General features: G+C 44.5%; 16 protein-coding genes. 1 reads left to right on the top strand and 15 read right to left on the bottom strand.

Annotation, left to right across the window (positions count from 1 at the left end):
* Positions 1-140: 140 nt before the first annotated feature.
* The 8 genes from DCMF_RS28895 to DCMF_RS28860 form a co-directional block, all read right to left on the bottom strand.
* Positions 141-2,030, bottom strand: coding sequence for an ABC transporter ATP-binding protein (locus tag DCMF_RS28895; protein ID WP_148137653.1), 1,890 nt, complete (start codon positions 2,028-2,030; stop codon positions 141-143).
* A complete protein-coding gene (locus tag DCMF_RS28890; RefSeq protein ID WP_148137652.1) occupies positions 2,027-3,754 on the bottom strand; it encodes an ABC transporter ATP-binding protein in 1,728 nt (575 codons plus the stop codon). The genes DCMF_RS28895 and DCMF_RS28890 overlap by 4 nt, the downstream gene beginning before the upstream one ends.
* A gap of 110 nt (positions 3,755-3,864) precedes the next feature.
* A complete protein-coding gene (locus DCMF_RS28885) occupies positions 3,865-4,305 on the bottom strand; it encodes a MarR family winged helix-turn-helix transcriptional regulator (RefSeq protein WP_148137651.1) in 441 nt (146 codons plus the stop codon).
* A gap of 106 nt (positions 4,306-4,411) precedes the next feature.
* A complete protein-coding gene (locus DCMF_RS28880; protein WP_148137650.1) occupies positions 4,412-5,164 on the bottom strand; it encodes an ABC transporter permease in 753 nt (250 codons plus the stop codon).
* The gene (locus DCMF_RS28875; protein WP_148138117.1) at positions 5,161-6,129 is read right to left on the bottom strand and encodes an ATP-binding cassette domain-containing protein; all 969 of its coding nucleotides are present in this window, start codon (positions 6,127-6,129) and stop codon (positions 5,161-5,163) included. The genes DCMF_RS28880 and DCMF_RS28875 overlap by 4 nt, the downstream gene beginning before the upstream one ends.
* A gap of 47 nt (positions 6,130-6,176) precedes the next feature.
* Complete coding sequence (locus DCMF_RS28870) at positions 6,177-6,605, bottom strand: MarR family winged helix-turn-helix transcriptional regulator (protein WP_148137649.1); 429 nt, start codon at positions 6,603-6,605, stop codon at positions 6,177-6,179.
* Between the two features lie 100 nt (positions 6,606-6,705).
* A complete protein-coding gene (locus tag DCMF_RS28865; RefSeq protein WP_148137648.1) occupies positions 6,706-7,665 on the bottom strand; it encodes a DMT family transporter in 960 nt (319 codons plus the stop codon).
* 114 nt (positions 7,666-7,779) lie between these two features.
* Entirely contained in the window at positions 7,780-8,445 is a 666-nt protein-coding gene (locus DCMF_RS28860) for a DUF2461 domain-containing protein (RefSeq protein WP_148137647.1), read from the bottom strand.
* A 247-nt stretch (positions 8,446-8,692) separates the two neighbouring features.
* On the opposite strand from DCMF_RS28860, the gene DCMF_RS28855 reads away from it, so the two are divergent.
* Positions 8,693-9,247 carry a flavin reductase family protein gene (locus tag DCMF_RS28855; protein ID WP_148137646.1) on the top strand — a complete coding sequence of 185 codons (555 nt, stop codon included), beginning with the start codon at positions 8,693-8,695 and terminating at the stop codon, positions 9,245-9,247.
* A gap of 74 nt (positions 9,248-9,321) precedes the next feature.
* Here the strand turns inward: DCMF_RS28855 and DCMF_RS28850 are convergent, their stop codons facing one another.
* The 7 genes from DCMF_RS28850 to DCMF_RS28820 all read right to left on the bottom strand — a co-directional run bounded on the left by DCMF_RS28850 (position 9,322) and on the right by DCMF_RS28820 (position 17,286).
* Complete coding sequence (locus DCMF_RS28850; RefSeq protein WP_148137645.1) at positions 9,322-9,852, bottom strand: hypothetical protein; 531 nt, start codon at positions 9,850-9,852, stop codon at positions 9,322-9,324.
* Positions 9,853-9,904: 52 nt separating this feature from the next.
* Positions 9,905-11,602, bottom strand: coding sequence for a PEP/pyruvate-binding domain-containing protein (locus DCMF_RS28845; protein WP_148137644.1), 1,698 nt, complete (start codon positions 11,600-11,602; stop codon positions 9,905-9,907).
* Between the two features lie 35 nt (positions 11,603-11,637).
* Complete coding sequence (locus tag DCMF_RS28840; protein ID WP_148137643.1) at positions 11,638-12,204, bottom strand: DNA-3-methyladenine glycosylase I; 567 nt, start codon at positions 12,202-12,204, stop codon at positions 11,638-11,640.
* Positions 12,205-12,317: 113 nt separating this feature from the next.
* The gene (locus tag DCMF_RS28835; protein ID WP_148137642.1) at positions 12,318-12,887 is read right to left on the bottom strand and encodes an NUDIX hydrolase; all 570 of its coding nucleotides are present in this window, start codon (positions 12,885-12,887) and stop codon (positions 12,318-12,320) included.
* A 174-nt stretch (positions 12,888-13,061) separates the two neighbouring features.
* On the bottom strand, positions 13,062-15,467 hold the full coding sequence (locus DCMF_RS28830; protein WP_214658980.1) for a leucine-rich repeat domain-containing protein: 2,406 nt from the start codon (positions 15,465-15,467) through the stop codon (positions 13,062-13,064).
* Between the two features lie 279 nt (positions 15,468-15,746).
* Entirely contained in the window at positions 15,747-16,202 is a 456-nt protein-coding gene (locus DCMF_RS28825; protein ID WP_236860147.1) for a CoA-binding protein, read from the bottom strand.
* Between the two features lie 163 nt (positions 16,203-16,365).
* On the bottom strand, positions 16,366-17,286 hold the full coding sequence (locus tag DCMF_RS28820; protein WP_148137640.1) for a nitroreductase family protein: 921 nt from the start codon (positions 17,284-17,286) through the stop codon (positions 16,366-16,368).
* Positions 17,287-17,749: the final 463 nt, after the last annotated feature.

Genomic DNA, 17,749 nt, shown 5'->3' with positions numbered 1-17,749 from the left:
TATTTTCTGTGGCTTTTTTTACCAGCCTATGCTTTATCTATTCTCCCATTTTTCGCCGCTTCCTGCTTCTTGATGGGAAAAAGCCCTTTAAGGATTTTACAAAAAACCCTTAAAGCGAATTTGCTTTAAGGGTTCCTATTTTAACCGATTTGGACCTCATTATTTGACCCGGTAAATTGACTGTAATAAAGGTCGGCAAAGAATCCTCCCTGCTTGAGCAGTTCCGTAAAACTGCCCTTTTCAATGATACGCCCGTTATTCATGACCAGAATCAAGTTTGCGTCCCGGATCGTGGAAAGCCTGTGGGCAATGACGAAGCTGGTTCTTCCTTTCATCAAAGCGGTCATCGCCTTTTGAATATTGACCTCCGTTCTGGTATCCACGCTGCTGGTGGCTTCGTCCAGAATCAGAATCGCCGGGTCGGCCAGGATAGCCCGGGCAATGGTGAGAAGCTGCTTCTGGCCTTGAGATATATTGGATGCTTCTTCATTGAGCACGGTATCATACCCTTCAGGCAGGGTGCGAATAAAATGGTCGGCATAGGCCGCCTTGGCTGCCCGGATTATCTCCTCCTCGGTGGCATTCTCCCGGCCATAGGCAATATTCTCCTTGATGGTACCGTTAAAGAGCCATGTATCCTGAAGGACCATGCCAAAAATACTGCGTAAATCCCCCCGCTTCATGTCCCTGATATCGGTCCCGTCCACAGTAATCCTGCCCCCGCCTATTTCGTAGAATCGCATGAGCAGATTTACCAATGTGGTCTTTCCTGCCCCGGTGGGTCCGACAATGGCGATGGTTTGCCCCGGTTTGACGTCAATACTCATGTCCTCGATCAGAGGAACATCTTCCTGATAGCCAAACTGAACGTTTTGTAAGGCCACTTCTCCTTTCGGCACTCGAATCACCGTGGCATCATCCCGGTCCGGGCTTTCCTCCATTTCATCCAGGAGTTCAAAAACGCGCTCCGCCGATGCCACTGTGGATTGAATCACATTGGCAATATTCGCTGTCTGCACGATGGGCCAGGTAAACTGCCTGGAGTATTGAATGAAAGCCTGAATGTCGCCGATTTCTATTTTTTTCTTCGTCACATAGATGGCGCCAACCACGCAGACCAGCACATAGCCGATATTATTGACAAAGTTTAAGAGAGGCATAATAATCCCGGAAACAAACTGGGCTTTCCATCCTGCCCCATACAGTCTTTCGTTAATTTCATTAAACTGGCGGATAGATTTATTTTCATGTCCAAAGGCTTTGACGATTTTATGGCCGGTAAACATTTCCTCCACATGGCCGTTCAGCTCCCCTAATTCCTTCTGCTGGGCGGCAAAGTATTTCTGAGAACGTTTTGCCACATTAGCCGTGATCACAAAGGATACGGGCAGAGTGACCAGAGCAATCAGCGTCAATACCGGGCTGATCACCAGCATCATGATTAAGATGCCGATTATCGTCCAGAGGGATGTGATGAGCTGGGTCATACTCTGCTGCAAGGTGGTACTGATGTTGTCCACATCATTGGTCACCCGGCTTAAGATTTCCCCATGGGTGCGGGCATCAAAAAACTTCAGAGGCAGCCGGGAAAGCTTATCCTGAACATCACGACGCATATCAAAAACAATTTTCTGGGCCACGCCGGCCATAACATATTGCTGAATATAACTGAAAAATGCACTTAAAAGATAAAAACCGATTAAGATCAGGATGATTTGGCCGATATAAGGAAAATCCACCTGGGCGCCCGGCACATGCCGATAGATTTGGACCATGCCTTCAAATAGCTTGGTGGTAGCTTTTCCCATCACTTTCGGACTGACAATACTGAAAGCGGTACTGAGGATAGCCATAGAAATGACGATCAAAAGCTGTGTCCTTTGAGGCTTTAAATAGCCTAGGAGCCTTTTCAGGGTACCTTTAAAGTTCTTTGCCTTTTGCACCGGCATCCCCATGGGTCCTCCTCCTCCTCCCATGGGACCTCTTCCTGATCTTCTCTCCGGTCTTTGCTGTCGATCCTCTCTACTCATGCCAACTCCTCCTCGGAAAGCTGTGAGGATACTATCTCCCGGTATACCGCACAGGTATTTAGAAGCTCTTTATGGCTGCCCATACCGGCAATTTTCCCTTCATCCAAAACAACAATGCGGTCGGCATCCATCACTGTGGTCACGCGTTGGGCCACAATAAGCACCGTGGCATCTGCTGTTTCTTTTCTCAGGGCGGCACGCAGCCGGGCATCCGTTTTAAAGTCCAGGGCGGAAAAACTGTCGTCAAAGACATAGATTTCCGGCCTTCTCACCAGGGCACGGGCGATGGAAAGGCGCTGTTTCTGGCCGCCGGAAATGTTGGTACCCCCTTGGGCAATCTGGGTATCCAAGCCGTCTTTCATCCCGGAAATAAATTCCGTGGCCTGGGCGATTTCTGCCGCTTTGCGCACCTCGGCCTCAGAGGCGTCTTCCTTGCCAAAGCGGATATTCTCCTCAATCGTGCCGCTAAAAAGGAGGGCTATTTGAGGAACAAAGCCAATTTTTGCCCGCAAGGCTTTCTGGGGCATTTCTCTCACATCCACCCCGTCCACCAGAACCGCCCCTTTTTCCACGTCATAAAAGCGGGGGATGAGATTTAAGAGGGTGGATTTTCCCGATCCCGTACCGCCGATGATCGCCGTGACCTCCCCCGGACTGGCCCGGAAAGAAATATCTTCTATTACCGGCTCTTCAGCACCGGGATAGCTAAAGGTGACGTCTTTAAATTCCACGAAACCTCTTTTGCGGTCAGCCAGCTTCACCTGTTCTGCGTCCTTGATTTCCGGCGTAATTTCCAGGACCTCGTTAATTCTCGTGGCAGAGGCAGAAGCCCGGGGAATCATCACAAACATCATGGAAAGCATCACCAGGGAAAACATGATCTGCATGGCATATTGGAGAAAAGCCATCATATCACCGATCTGCATCTCCCCGTGGGATACCCGGATACCGCCAAACCATACAATGGCAATGGAGGTAAAGTTCATGATCAGCATCATTAAGGGCATTAAGGCTGCCATGATCCTGTTTACTTTGATCGCCGTAGCGGTAAGGTCCCGGTTGGCTTCATGAAAACGTTTTTTTTCGTAGTCGATGCGGTTAAAAGCCCGGATCACTCTGATCCCGGTAAGGCCTTCCAAAAGCACCCGATTCAATCTATCCAGTTTTACCTGCATCGCTTTAAAAAGAGGTACACCTTTCTTGGCGACCACGAAGATCATGCCGGCCAGGAGGGGAAGGACAACCACCAGAATCAAAGAAAGCTCCGCATCCTTTGATACCGCCATAATAATGCCCCCGATACACATCATGGGAGCACTAATCATCATGCGCATGATCATAATTAATACGTTCTGAATCTGCATGATGTCGTTGGTGGTCCTGGTAATCAGAGAAGCCGTGCCAATCTGGCCAAACTCGTGCAAGGAAAAGCTCTCCGCCCGGGAGAAGATTTTGCCGCGCACATCCCGCCCAAAGCCCACGGATATTTTTGCAGACAAAAAACCGGCCCAAACAGAACAGATGCCGCTCACCCCGGCGACAAGCAACATCAGAGTGCCAATGCGCCAAATAAAAGGGATATCCCCTTTGACAATCCCTGTGTTGACAATATCTGCCATTAAGGTCGGTAAGTATAATTCTGCCAGCGATTGAAAAAATAAAAGGACCAAAACACCGGCCACAGAGAATGTAAAAGGTTTTAAAAATCTGAACAATTTCAGCAAAATACCATCTCCCGCAAAAAACTTGAAATAAAGATCATGCTAACTATTATTCGCAAATATTCTTTCCCCATGCAGGGAGAAAGATGATTTATCCTCTTCAAAGACGGACATCAGGTACTTAAAAGCCCTTTCAGGGTTTCTAATCCTTCGATGATTTTATTCAGATCATCGGGAGTGCCTTTATTGATCATATTTACAAAGTACTCGTCGGATCTTCTATGAAAGTCCTCATGAATCTCTTTGAATCTAGGCGTCAGGCTTACATAAACAACCCTCTTATCCTCGTTGCTTCTGGTCCGCTCCACCAGTCCCTGTTTTTCCAAGCGGTCAAGAATCCCGGAAACGGTAGCGTTTGATAAACTAACCATCCGGCTTAACCCGCTTACCTTAATCTTCTCAAACCGGCACAGAGTGTGGATGATCCTGCTTTGAGGGCCTGTCATCCCAATATCTCCCAATGATTTGCTCATATTATGCCGAAAAAGTTTGGTAACTTCCATAAAGAGTTTGCCAATTTTTTTGCTTTGCTCCAACGGTTCCGCTTGTTCCATCTCTTCACCTCCACGCACTGTTTTTTTGCAAAAAATATTTAGGGTACAATTATTTCGTATGCGAAACAATTGTACCCTAAATATCCTGCCGTGTCAAATATAATTCCTATTTTTCTTGGCGAAAAAGATAAGTGGCGCATGCCAATACCAAGAAGGCAAAAAGGAGGATAATGCCGATATCTGTGAGGTAGTTGGCCTCAAGCCGGAGCACTACCCCCCGTAAAAGATCCACCCCATAGGTGACAGGATTGATGGTAATGAAAGGCTTGAGCCAAAGGGGAACTTTATTGACCGGATACAAAGCGCCGCTAAGAAAAAACATGGGCATGACTAAAAAATTATTGATGGTGCCAAAGCCTTCAAAGGACGACATTCTGGCCGCAATCAAAATACCCAGGGATGTAATGGAAAAGGCAATCATAAACATGGCGGCAACAATAAGTATGATTTGAACAAGGGAAAACTTCAAGCCCACAAAGGGAAATAAGACTAATACGATGGTCCCTTGCAGGGTGGCAATGGTACTCCCGCTTAATGTCTTTCCAAAAACAATGGATGCCCGGGAAACGGGCGCAACCATGATCTCCTTGAGAAAGCCAAATTCCCGGTCCCAAATAATCGTCGTCCCTGAGGTAATAGAGGCAAAAAGGACATTCATCGCTAAAATGCCGGGGAAAATATACTGGGTGTAATTAACCCCCCCAGGGAGTACGCTAAAGGAGCTTCTCAACCCGGTGCCCAAAATAAACAACCACAGGATGGGCCGGGCCACAGAACCTAACAGCTGGCTTTTCTGTCTTAAGCTGCGCGTAAGATCTCTCCGCGCTATCACAACCCCATCTAACATTCCCGTGATCACCGCTTTTTTCGCCTCCTTACCGATACCCGCATGCGGTCCGTGCTGCTCGCTTCTTCCTCCCGGATCTTTCTTCCCGTCAGTTTAATAAAAACATCCTCCAGGGAAGGCTTTTTCAGGTCCACGCTGGTAATTCTGCCTCCGGCCGCTTCAAAAAGGTGGGGGAGGAAGGTTTTCCCATCGGGTACAGGCACCTTTAAAAAATCCCCGTCCCGGTCAGGGGTAATGCCGAATTTCTCTTCAATCAACTCAAAAAGCTCCTCCTGATGATCCGAGACCAGGGTGATGATATCGCTTTGGATGCTTTTTTTTAAGTTTTCCGGCGTATCAAGGGCGATAATCTCGCCATGATCCATAATGGCCACCCGGTCACAGATTTCCGCTTCTTCCATATAGTGGGTGGTCAGGAGCATGGTCAAATCTTGCTTATCCCTCAGGCTAACCAGGTACTGCCAAATATATTTTCTCGTCTGGGGGTCCAAGCCAATGGTTGGTTCATCCAAAAACAGCACCTGGGGGGTATGGATGATGCCCCGGGCAATTTCCAGCCTTCTTTTCATACCTCCTGAGAAGGTATAAACCAGGTCCTTTTTTCTTTCGGAAAGGCCCACCAGTTCCAAGGATGCGCCAATCCTCCCTTCTATTTCTTTGGCCGGCACATGGTAAAGCTTGGAGTGAAAATAGAGATTTTCCCACGCCGTGAGCCGGTCATCCAAACTGGGATCCTGGAAGATGATGCCCACCGATTTTCTCACCTGGTTTTGCTCCTTCTGCACATCATGGTGATTGATGGCAGCATCTCCCCCGTCGCTTTTGAGCAGAGTGACAAGAATCTTGATCGTCGTGGATTTGCCTGCCCCGTTTGGCCCCAGCAGTCCGAATATTTCTCCTTTTTCCACATCAAAGGAAATCCCCTTTACCGCCTCGGTGGCACCAAAACTCTTTTTTAAACTGTCCACATGGATCATGTGCAAAAAATCCACCCTCTTTCTTTTGGTCCCCGCCACCGCCTGTTCTACGGATGCACCACATTTTGCACCATTTTTTTCAATAGCTTTAAGGCCGTGTCTTTTTCCTCTTCGGACAATCCATCAGAGAGGATTTCTCTCCAGTTTCTCAGGGCACTTTGTACCTCAGGCTTAATGCCCATCCCCTTGGGGGTGACAAAAACCCGGTATGCTCTTTTATCAAAAGCATCCACACTTCTTGCCACATACCCTTCTTCTTCCAATCTTTTGAGCGCTTTTGCCGTAGTAGCCTTGTCAATTTTCAGGTGGTCGGATAGTTCTTCCTGGCTGATACCGTCATGCCGGTATAAAGCCAGAAGAAAAATATACTGGCCGCTGCCGATATGAAGAGGTTCTAATTTTTTGCCGATATAGCCCTGTCCATAACGATAAAGAATAGAGATCAACCTGGCAATAGAATATTCATTGTTAGGCAAAAAAGACACCCCTTCCTTTCAAAATAGTTGCATTTGCAACCATATTATATAATGGGATAGTTGCTTTTGCAACTAAATCCTTGCATTTCCTGCCAAAAAGTCAAACTCCCACACTTGGGGGGTGATCCGTAATCTTTTCTCCCCCATCCGGTTCTTTTCCTTCCATATATTGAATATAGCACACCGGAAGCAGGATAATGCCCATGCCGATGAGCTGCATTACATGCAAATTCTGGTCCAGGAGCAGAAAACCCAATATGGTTGCCGTTACAGGGTCTAGGGAGTACATCAGGGAGACATAGGTGGGCTCGATCCGTTCATAGGCTTTTCCATACAGGAGATAGGAGCCGACTAAAGGAAGGAGTGCAAAACCGAGGAGAATCAGCCATACGCGATATCCATGGACGGAAGTCAATTGTACCGTTTCACGGGCTATTTCCCAGAGAGGGGTAGCACACCACAAAGTAAGGGCAGCAAAAAAGTTGGTATAAAAGAATACGGCCGTAGCCTCTATTCCCCTGGTCAGATAATACTTGAACAGGGTAGCACCCAGCGCAACCAGGAGCGCCCCCAGGGCCGCCCACATGACTCCGGCCAAGTTCAGTGACCCGGCCACTTGATATACCTCCAGAACAAGGCTGAGTCCCACCAGGACGATCAGTATCACTGCCACTTTTTTCCTTGTAATCTGATAACCAAATACGATCCTGGTTGTAATCATCAAGAAAATGATATGACAAAAAGAAATGATAGACACAATCCCCACCGGAAGAGCAGAAACTGCCTGAACATAGCAAAAGGTAATGCCACTGGTGATAAAAATACCATGTAAAGCAATTAAAGCCAGTATCTTTTTGCTGATAAAAAGCGCTTTGGGCTGATTAAAAAGAATTTTGGCCAAGAAAAAGGAAATTACGATCGTAGGTGACATGGCGGCAATCGTCATGCCCTTAAATCCGGCATCTCCCATCAACTTCAGGAAGGTCCCGTAAGTTCCCCAAAAAACAGCCGATATCAAGGCAAAGATGAATCCCCAGCTGTTTTTATTCAAGTTCCCCATGTCAGAATGCCTTTCCCTTCCATTTTTGTCCTCTTATGTCTTTCAGTCTAATCATACGCTAATTTTTTCTTTTCTCCAATCTTTTGGAGGATGCTTTTTGCCCATGCCGTCCCTTTATTTTTTTAGCCTGAGGAAATAATGATAGAAAGGTTCTAAGATTTTAAACCCATCTCTTAACACAGGGACAAGTTCCTTCTCAAATAAGAGCTCGTCTATGTTTCGGTTACAGACAAAATATACCTCTTTTCTTTGATACCATTCGTTCAACTCTGCCGTTAAATTGGCATTCAAGATTCTTTTGTATTTCTCCCCCTCGATACGGAAGATATTTTGGCTTTGATAGAGGTGGTGAATTTGCTGAAAGTCTTTTTTCTTTTCATCAATCATCTCTCTCAATTTGTCCATCGTTTCCCGGGGGGTACAATAAAAACCCATGCCGTATCGGTAGAAATCGGGAAATATTTCAAAAAAGTAGGTAGGCTCTGCTTTCCAATCCAGGTATTGTCTCTTAAAAGAAATCCACATATTGGACCGGTAGGGGCTTTTATCATGGGAAAACCGGATATCCCGATTGATTCTGGAAATCGCCTTTTTCGGGCTAATCTCAAAGAGGGCATCAATGGATAACATAAAGGGGCCCAATTCGTCTACCAGTTCACGCAGGGGCTCTTGGACGAAATTCTGATACGTCGGTTTGTTTGCTTCAAACCATGCTTTGTTGTTATTCTCTTTTAAGCCTTGTAAAAATTGAATTGTCCCTTCAGAAAAACCCTGAAACATTTTCCCCACCCCTAATTTTATTTTCCCTTGCGCATGGCATGCCCTTGGGAATAAAAAAACCGATTTTCCTCCACTCAGGACGATCGGCTTTTTTAGCGTATCCGGATAACCCGTAAAAAATATCTGGCTACTGGGCATACTATAACAATAGGATAAATCATGAGAAAGAAAAAGTCTATTCTTTTTTGGTCCTTTACCTTATATTTTTTATAGATTCCTGCACTTGAATACAAAAGGAGGTTGCTGTATGGAAAAGATCAAAATCCCCTCTAGGCCCTTTGGCCCCTTCCCCACTGTGCTTGTGGGAGCGGAGGTCAATGGCAGACCGAATTACGCCACCCTCGGGGCCTGCGGGGTGGTAAGCCTAAACCCGGTGCTTGCTATCTCGCTGAAAAGCACCCATTATACCACCAGGGGCGTCAAAGAAAACGGCTACTTCAGTGTCAATATCCCCTCCCCCGACCTGGTCCGGGAAACAGATTATTGTGGCATAACATCAGGGAAAACAGCCGATAAGTCCCACGTATTTACTCCATTTTATGATGCGCAGGGAAAAGCCCCCATGATCCGTGAATGCCCGATGAATTTTCTCTGCAAGGTCATTCAAAACATCCCTGTCTTTGACTTTGAAATGTTTCTAGGCGAAATCATGGCCGCATACCTGAATGAGCAATGCCTGACAGAGGGTAAGCCTGATCCCCTAAAGATCAACCCGCTGATTATGATAGGGGGCAGTTACTGTCATCTAGGCCAGGTAGTAGGGACCGTATTTAAAGAAGGCACCGCATACAACAATCATTAGTGTAACCGTTTTCTCCACTCAGGGCGGTATGAACCGCCCTGAATTTTTTGGATGCGCTGATTTAAGAAAGCCCCTTAATTTACGGGAGAAAAGAACAACGTCCACACACCATCTTTCAGGTATGCGGAAAAGGGTGTTTCCCCGTCCTGCCGTGTCACAGCGCTGCTGATACTCTCCTCTTTCACATCATATAGAACTAATTCGATGTCATTTTTATCTGTCCCCTGATACAGCTCCTCCAAATAGCTTACCGGATTGTCGTATCCATATGCTTCTATTTCCGCAAGCATATCCGGTGTAAAATATTGGATTGCCTTTTCATACTGGCGGCTCCTGATCAGTTCCGTGAACTCTTGGAGAAATATTACCCCTTCATGCCCGTCGTATTTCGATATATCTTCTATCGGCGACAGGCTTGCTTCCATTTCTCCCTGCCCGGGATCTTCATTTGCCGGCTCTTGCACCACAGATTCTTCACTTTCTTCTTCTGTCTGGGTAGAAGTATCCTGTTGCTCTGGGGCAGGCGATGACGTCTTCTCACCGGAGCAACCGATAGTGAGAAATCCCAGTGCGATCAATATGATGAATAGTTTGACATACTTCATGCGGACCATCACCCTTTCTCTATTTAATTTATATATCTGGATTTTTACTCTTTCAAGTTTTCTTTTCCCTTGGTTTAAAGGGCCGGCACTGAAGAAGGTTTATCCGGGGTTTTTCTTCATGATCAAAATTCACCGTAAATTCGATATCTAGCGGATTCTGATAGCATTCTTCCAGTACTTTTTGCATGGCTTGGATCTTGTTCACAAGAGTGGCGTTATGGAGAATCCTCGTTTCCGGTACCGCCGCGTCCTTCCAAATATGGGTATGGCTAGATAGCCCTGCTCCTGAACGATCCGGGGAAACACATTCTCCATGGTACACTCTCGAGATACGCTGCACCAGAAGGGCCATTTGCTCATCTTGCTCAGCAAAACCCCGCTGCTGAGGGGAATTTAAGGCATCCTCGTTCATGGTACTGGCATAGGCTGAACGGACTGCATTTTCAAATGCCAAATACCTTTGCTCAGGTGTTCCTTGATTAAGACACAAAATACCTTCCCCAAAAAGGCTGCTGGAACGGATCACCATGGGGGACTGGCCAAAATGTTCCAGCATTCTTTTGAATTGTTCTCTCACTGCTTCCGGTAGTCTGCCTTTCATCATTTTTTCCTTGAGTTCTTTTGCCGCCTGAACATATTTGTCTTTTCGCTTGAGCTCCATTCTAAGTTTCCACCAGCCGTTTTGGATTAAAAAGGTATAGAAAATATCCGAACCAAGATAAAAAGAATCGTGAGGTTCCAGGAAATCAGCCCATTTTTCCTCTTGGTTTTTCTCCAGGATTTTTCGTGCCAACAGCATTCCCGCGCTTTTTTCGCCAATGAATCCGGAGCCAGTCATGCGTGATCGAATACCTAATAAATCCGCCAAAGTAAAATATTTTTGCGCTAAATCAAGAATGGTTTGATCTTTGCTTAATAGCATTTTGCTGATGGTTTTCACTAATTCCTGTCCTTTTGCGATGCATATTTTCTCCTGTTTTCCTACGCCTTCAAATATCTCCCCTGCTTTAAAGAAAACCTGGTCCCAATAATCCCAGCTTCTTTCGCTTTTGCCCAGGCCTCTGCTTAAAACGTAGGAAAATAGTTTCGTCTCGTCCTCACCGCTGGTTACCGGGACAAAATTTTCTCCTCTTTGCACATGGGGGAAAAACATATACGGTGAATAACGGTTTTGGACTTTGAGCGGGTGAACGAAAATATCTCCTTCACAATTGTAAATATCCAAAAGCAGTTGTGTTGTCTCTCTGATGGTAGCCACCGTGGAAAAAGAATTATGGTTCCTCAGGATGGAAAAATAAGCCACCGTATTTAATTCATATAAATAAGGGCAGGTAATGGTAAAAAAATTGCCGATCATCAAATCGGTTGCCCAAGCAGACAAGAGCTCTGATAGACAATCAAACACATAATAAACGCCCTGTCCTTCCCGGGAAGCAATGCGGTGAACCTGGGTAGAAAATACCTCAAAACCCACATTGGCGTCGATGTAATAAATTGTGACATTTTCCCCGGGAGCGACTAATGGTTTGTGTTCGGCAAATCGAATGTATACCACTTCTTTGCCGTCTTGACAGGCCTGCTCGACAAAAGAAGTAACAAAATAGCTATAGTCATCGATGGTATCCACCAGCAACACAACATTGTCGCCCAAACGCAGATAATCAATAACATAGTCCAGCCCCGGCAGACCGGTACTAGGTTTATCAAAGCGGGTAGTGCTGAAGCCTGAAGCAAGACGGGTGGAATCCACCAATGAAACCTCCTTTTTGAAAAAACATGCCTCGATCACTTACAAAGTTCCTGATAGCGGAAACAATCAACTACATGATCATTTACCAATCCGGCCGCCTGCATAAAGGCATAACAAATCGTTGACCCCACAAATTTGAATCCCCTGCGCATCAAATCTTTGCTCATGGCATCCGACTCGGCGGTGCGCGGAGGAATTTCCCTTACCGATTGCCAGCAGTTTATTCTTGGTTTGCCTCCCACAAATTTCCAGATATAGGCGTCAAAACTCCCAAACTCTTTCTGAATCTGGAGAAAAGCCTTGGCATTTGTCACGGCAGAAGCGATCTTGAGCCGGTTTCTAACGATCCCGGGATCCGATAACAGTTCATTTATTTTATTGGCATCATATTGAGCCACCCTCTCCACATCAAAATGATCAAAGGCTTTTCGATAATGATGCCGTTTTTTCAGGATGGTGAGCCAGCTTAAACCAGCTTGTGCCCCATCTAGAACAATCATCTCAAACAGTTTTCCATCATCGTGTACGGGCACTCCCCACTCCCGGTCATGATAATCAAGGTAAATCGGATCGCTTGTAACCCAATCACATCTTTTTGTCATACAGGCACCTCAATTTTTGCAACATGTTTTTCTCCATAGGGGCAACCCACACCCCAGGATGAAGGTAATATGTCCGAGATATACCCCAACAAATACAGGATACTTGCACTAAGTTACCGGCTAAACTGTCCGTGCTTTATTCTTGAAATTAATTTCTTGTATACCGTCTGCATATGCGGTTCATTGCTGTAGATATTTACTTCATCTATCGGAACCCATTTCACACCGCTGTTTTCATCTTCTTTAACCATAAGGGGTTCACCTTCATCGGCCTCAAACAAATAGGCAACGGAGAGATGCACATGGGCAGATACATATTTTTCCCTTTTAAAATGCCCCAGCACGGGCAGGATATCCAAAGAAAAAATATCGCCGGTCACCGGGTAAATATTTTTTACGCCGGTTTCTTCTTTTACTTCTTTGATTGCCACAGATAACAAATCCTCTTCTCCATCGGCATGGCCGCCGGTCCATGACCATGAATGATAGATATTATGATGGATCATTAACACCTTGTCTTTCATCTTATTCACGACAAAGGCCGAACTGGTAATATGGGCAATCTCGTTATCTCTCGTTAAAATGTTATCGAATTTGTCGATACAATCTAAGATTATTTCTTGATCCTTTTTCTCCTGCTCTGTTTGGGCAGGATATCTTTTAATTAATTCTATCCAGTTCATCTTCCCTCTCCTAAGTAAATTCAGTAAATTCAGGGACGGTTCTTGAATTGAATTTTGGCGATCGGGACAGCCGTTCAAATCCTCATTACAGAGATAAGTGAAGACTTTTCACCGGATCTGACATTCCGCTGCTTCCCCTAGTCCATTATTTCAGAAACCATTCCTCAAATTTGGTTAATAAATATACGTGCCTTTTAGAGTTGATAAAATACTTAAATCCGAAACCTCATTTCCTTGTACCCCAAACCATTCCAAATTAGCCAACCCTTTTAACGGGCTCACATCACTAATCCTATTATCTTGAAGCCCGAGTGACAGCAGACTCGTTAATTGTGCCAAAGCTTTCACCTGTTCAATCTGATTGTTTTCTAAAGATAAACCCTGTAAAGTTCGGAGCTTGGCCAAAGGGCCAATATCCGTCAGTGAATTATGACTGAGATCCAGGTGAAACAAGTTAGGCATGCCGCCTAATGTTTCTATGTTTCTCATTCCACAGTCTGCTAAATGTAACACCCTAAGCTTTTGAAGTTCCTGGAGCGGGCTTAAATCCTGAATTTCGTTTCCGGAAAGATACAGTTCCTCTAAATTAACCAAATTCTTTAAAGGACCTAAATCATGAATGCTGTTTTGGGAAAGGTTTAACTCCCGCAAATCAACCAAAGACTCCAGTCCTTTCAGGTTGGAAATCATTTTCCCCGGAGCCGACAAGTAGGTAATCCCTTTTAATTCACTTTGATAAATAGGACCCTTCTCTTGATCAATTTCTTTTCGGACTACCTCCTCCAAATTCCGATCAGAGAATGTAATGATTGGATCATGTTCATGGCTTAAGGACGGATTGACCAGCCGAAAATAATTTTCTCGTTTGATTAACCGGCCTTGATACAGGTGAAAATAACGACGTATACCCTCATTATCGTAAAGCTCCCTCTTAATATCCAGCCAAAGCTCAGCTTCCCCGCTGATGTGATTGTCTTCCACTCCCCAATCCGCGATCATATCATATTCGGAAGTAATATCAAAATCGGAAAATTCCCCGGTTTCCCTGTGATATTGTAACATATGGGGCCATCTCGTCACATACTCCGGCTGGGGATAATCTACAGAATAAAATATTTCCGGAACGCTATCCTGATCAATATCCCCATACTGAATATTGATATTGCCCTTGTGCAGGTCGATCGGCGGGAAATCCAATTTGATATAACGGAATTTCTCCTGAGCAGAAGTGGCATAAATCAGATATCCCGGAGCAGAAAAGTAATCATCATTTTCGTCATAAGGGTTCGCCACAAAATATATTTCATCCTTCCTGCCATCCTGGTTAAGATCGAGAAAATGACCGTCAATAATGATCAGATCATTGAGATCCTTTAGTCCAATGCCGGTACCGGCCAACCGCGCGGAAAAAGCCCCGTCGGCCCGGTCTCCGACTTCTACTTTGATTTCCGCCCATTTCGTCCCAACAGTGCCTTGTTCCGTAGTGGGAATATATTGAGGGCTGATCACTTCCAATAAATAAGCACCTGGATCAGGAAGGTTTACTTGGGCGGATAACTGGCCCTTCACCACCGGAATTTGAATTTGATCGTATTGCCGGTACATGTATCCATCCAGTTTCGTGATGATCAGGCGAAAGATATTATCCCCGAAGCTGGTCCCTTTTAGATAACCCTTAAAATTTAACGTACCGGGAAGTGCCAGCCTCACATAGCCGCTTTTCGGTTCGGTAATTTCAAAGTTTTCCCGGCTGCTTTGATTAATAGGAGACCCGCTACCATAAGAAATGGGCACTATTTCGCCATCTCTCACTTCCCTTCTGATCACAAAGGGCTCCTCTCTTTGAAAATTCCCCTTCCGTACCCACAGGTAAAAGGGATTATCCCCCGGTTTTAAGGGAAGGGTTAGTTTTTGCTGAAAAAATTTCTTTCCTTCTATGGATAGTTCCTGTTTTTCACTACTGTCCCAAGAAGGGGAGAGCCAAGAATTTTCTCCCTGAATGACACTGGGTACATCCAGCCCCACCTCGTACAAGGCGATTAATGTCTGCGCATCATCTTCTACCTGCGCGGGAATATGCGGCTGATCAATTACGGGAATATCCCAACTAATGGTCAGTTTATTGTCCGTGTAGGACAGGTTTGTCCCTAAAGCCTGATCCAGGGATTTTACCGGAATATAAAAGATGCCGTTTTTGATGAAAGGGGCAGGTACCGGTATTTGGTAAACAGCTATACCCTCCTCATTCATAAAAGATACGAAAGGTTTATTGACCTGGTAGCGAAGATAGGATTTCTGTTCCGGCACAGTCACATCCACATAATTATCCTTGGTATTCCATGTCACCTGACTCAATTCACGCATCAGGCGCAAAGGAAGGTAAAGTCGGTTGTCTTTTAACATCGCCGGAGTAGTGGCAAATGGTTTTCCATCATACCAGGCATCAGGACTGCCCGGCTTTATTACAAGCTGGTGCTTAATCAGAGAAACTTTGAAATTCCAATTCTCATCAGCAAAACCTGACCCTGAAAAAGTAATTGCGATGATCAGGACTATCGCTAACTTCAACAAATGTTTCAATACAACCATCCTCCTATTTTTCCCGGAAGTTTCATTCTTTTCGTTTCCCTCTTAACCGCAGAATACCCCCAAAAATTAATACCAACGAAATAATGATGGGAAAAATCAAACCTATCAAATCCGGAGTATTAAACCCGAACTGAAAAAATTACAAATATAAATACCAAGGGCTACTGCTAAACCGGTTTCGATCATTCTCGCTTTAATCGTCATGGTGTTCCTCTGCCCTTTTTCTAATTAGCAATCGTTCCTTAATTTATATTTAAAAATCAATAACTGTTACTTTATCAGTTTGCCTATAATTTTCCATATTGTCCTATGGATTGAATGTGGAAATCCCACCGGATTTGCATACATCAAAATGCATTCATGATGGATCAGGTTTAAGCCATTTTCTTTACCATAAGAAATGGCCTTCTCAGATTCTGATCTTTGCTGAATCCAAATATTGTCTATTCCTAACTCCTTAGCCTCTTTGACTATTTTTTCTGTCTTTTCCGGTGCTACCGTTATCAATACCCCTCCTACTTTTTCAGGCAGATTGCTCAGAGAAGCATAGCAAGTTTCCCCATCATAGTCCTTCATCACCGGGTGGATGGGATAAAGTTTATATCCTTTTGATTTCAGTTCTTTGTACGCTAAATTCCCGAATTTCTTCGTATTCCGCGATACTCCAACGACAGCTAAAGTCTTTTGGCTGAGAAACTTATCAATGGCTGTTTTTGATATCATCATAAATCCTCCTTGGTAATAGAGCTAGGCAGATTTCCTTCCAAACATCACAGCAAAATGATCATATTGCTTTTTATAAACTACGTCCTCTCTCACTGTTATTCTTTACTTGCCGGGGCAAGTCGCAGCAAGTCGGGAGTCTTGTTTGCCAGTCCCGAATTGTTTTTTATTTTTTCGTGACAACTGAGGCAAAAGTTCTCTGTATTCCCTTATGATATGTCACCTGGGGGTATCCAAAAATCACGAATAATCCTTCTTTGCTGGGAAATTTTATTCCTTGACTTTCTCGGAATTTTTTGGCTCTTTTTCCACTTTGGATCAAAGGATGGACTCCTCCCAGCATACACGTTCCTAAACCAAGTGATTCCGCAGCAAACATGGCATATGTGGCAGCCACAACCGGGTCGGCTGGATCGCAGTATGGAGAACCGTAAAAGTACATCGCTAGTGGAGCATCATAATTTACCAGATTAACGCCTTTACGCATATTATTCGTATAGGTATGAAACAATGGTTTCACAAAGCCTCGAAACAGCTCATCATTTGCCTTGCCCCAAAACGGTCTCATTAATGCTAAAAACCAAGTGGATACCAGCCATTTCATACCGTCCAAGTAATCACAAAAATCTTTGGCAAAAGCCCGGACTTTTTCCTGATTATCTAAAATCAAAACGTTTACATCAGATGGCGGCAATCCCATCGGTGCGGTTTTGGCGGCATCCAATATTTTCTCAATCAACTCATGCTCTACCGGCAAATCTTTAAATTCTCTAATACTTCTTCGCCGTTTAAGAAGAGTTAACAATTGCTCGTATGTCGCGGCATCTTTCTGACCTGGCAAATCAAACAAATCATTGGGGGATAATTCACGCCCATGTATTTCTATGGCGTTAGAGGGACAAATTGCCATACAATGCCCGCAGCCAATACATCCAAAAAGGGGATTTGGGGATGATTTTACCTTTTTATTTTCCAATTCCAGGCCAAAGTCCTTGCAGACTGATACACATAATCCACATCCGGTACATTTTTCCTCATTAATCTTAATTTCTGCTTTTTCTTTCACTCTAGATGTTGGAATCGCCATTTCTTGCCCCCCCTCAAAAAAATTTTCACACATAAGCGTTTCATTTTTTCATACTTTTATAATTCTACAACATAAGCACTGTTTCATTATCTACCATTCTCAGGTTATTTTCGTTTACCTCTTAACCATTGTATACCGCCAAAAATTAATATCGATGAAATGATTAGGGGGATCATCAAACCAATCAAATCAAAGGTCTCAAACCCGGACTGAAAAAATACTAGAAATACCGGAAAAAAATAAAGATTCCAAGCGCAATTAAGAGTATGGAAAATTTTCCTAGTCCCTTTACTGGCCTGGGGACACGTCCCGTGCCTATGTAGTGTCCGGGATTATATTGGTTATTCTGCCATTCCCTAAGATCCTGGATATCCCTTTCAAATTCATTTGTCTCTTGAAATTCATCATACTTTTTCATATATTTAGCAACTCTTTCCCGAATTTTATATAACCAACAAAACTA

Origin of the sequence: Candidatus Formimonas warabiya, from assembly GCF_002777255.1 — a bacterium.
GTDB classification, from domain to species: Bacteria; Bacillota; Dehalobacteriia; order Dehalobacteriales; family Dehalobacteriaceae; genus Formimonas; species Formimonas warabiya.
The sequence above is the reverse complement of the archived record's forward strand: the minus strand, read 5'-3'. Positions and strand labels throughout refer to the sequence as shown.

What these genes read in the sequence shown, in the direction of transcription:
- DCMF_RS28885 (WP_148137651.1), bottom strand. Translation starts at nt 4,305, where the DNA reads ATGGAACAAGCGGAACCGTTGGAGCAAAGCAAAAAAATTGGCAAACTC.
- DCMF_RS28860 (WP_148137647.1), bottom strand. Translation starts at nt 8,445, where the DNA reads ATGTTTCAGGGTTTTTCTGAAGGGACAATTCAATTTTTACAAGGCTTA.
- DCMF_RS28855 (WP_148137646.1), top strand. Translation starts at nt 8,693, where the DNA reads ATGGAAAAGATCAAAATCCCCTCTAGGCCCTTTGGCCCCTTCCCCACT.
- DCMF_RS28820 (WP_148137640.1), bottom strand. Translation starts at nt 17,286, where the DNA reads ATGGCGATTCCAACATCTAGAGTGAAAGAAAAAGCAGAAATTAAGATT.
- DCMF_RS28895 (WP_148137653.1), bottom strand. Translation starts at nt 2,030, where the DNA reads ATGAGTAGAGAGGATCGACAGCAAAGACCGGAGAGAAGATCAGGAAGA.
- DCMF_RS28825 (WP_236860147.1), bottom strand. Translation starts at nt 16,202, where the DNA reads ATGATGATATCAAAAACAGCCATTGATAAGTTTCTCAGCCAAAAGACT.
- DCMF_RS28865 (WP_148137648.1), bottom strand. Translation starts at nt 7,665, where the DNA reads ATGGGGAACTTGAATAAAAACAGCTGGGGATTCATCTTTGCCTTGATA.
- DCMF_RS28835 (WP_148137642.1), bottom strand. Translation starts at nt 12,887, where the DNA reads ATGAACTGGATAGAATTAATTAAAAGATATCCTGCCCAAACAGAGCAG.
- DCMF_RS28850 (WP_148137645.1), bottom strand. Translation starts at nt 9,852, where the DNA reads ATGAAGTATGTCAAACTATTCATCATATTGATCGCACTGGGATTTCTC.
- DCMF_RS28840 (WP_148137643.1), bottom strand. Translation starts at nt 12,204, where the DNA reads ATGACAAAAAGATGTGATTGGGTTACAAGCGATCCGATTTACCTTGAT.
- DCMF_RS28875 (WP_148138117.1), bottom strand. Translation starts at nt 6,129, where the DNA reads ATGATCCATGTGGACAGTTTAAAAAAGAGTTTTGGTGCCACCGAGGCG.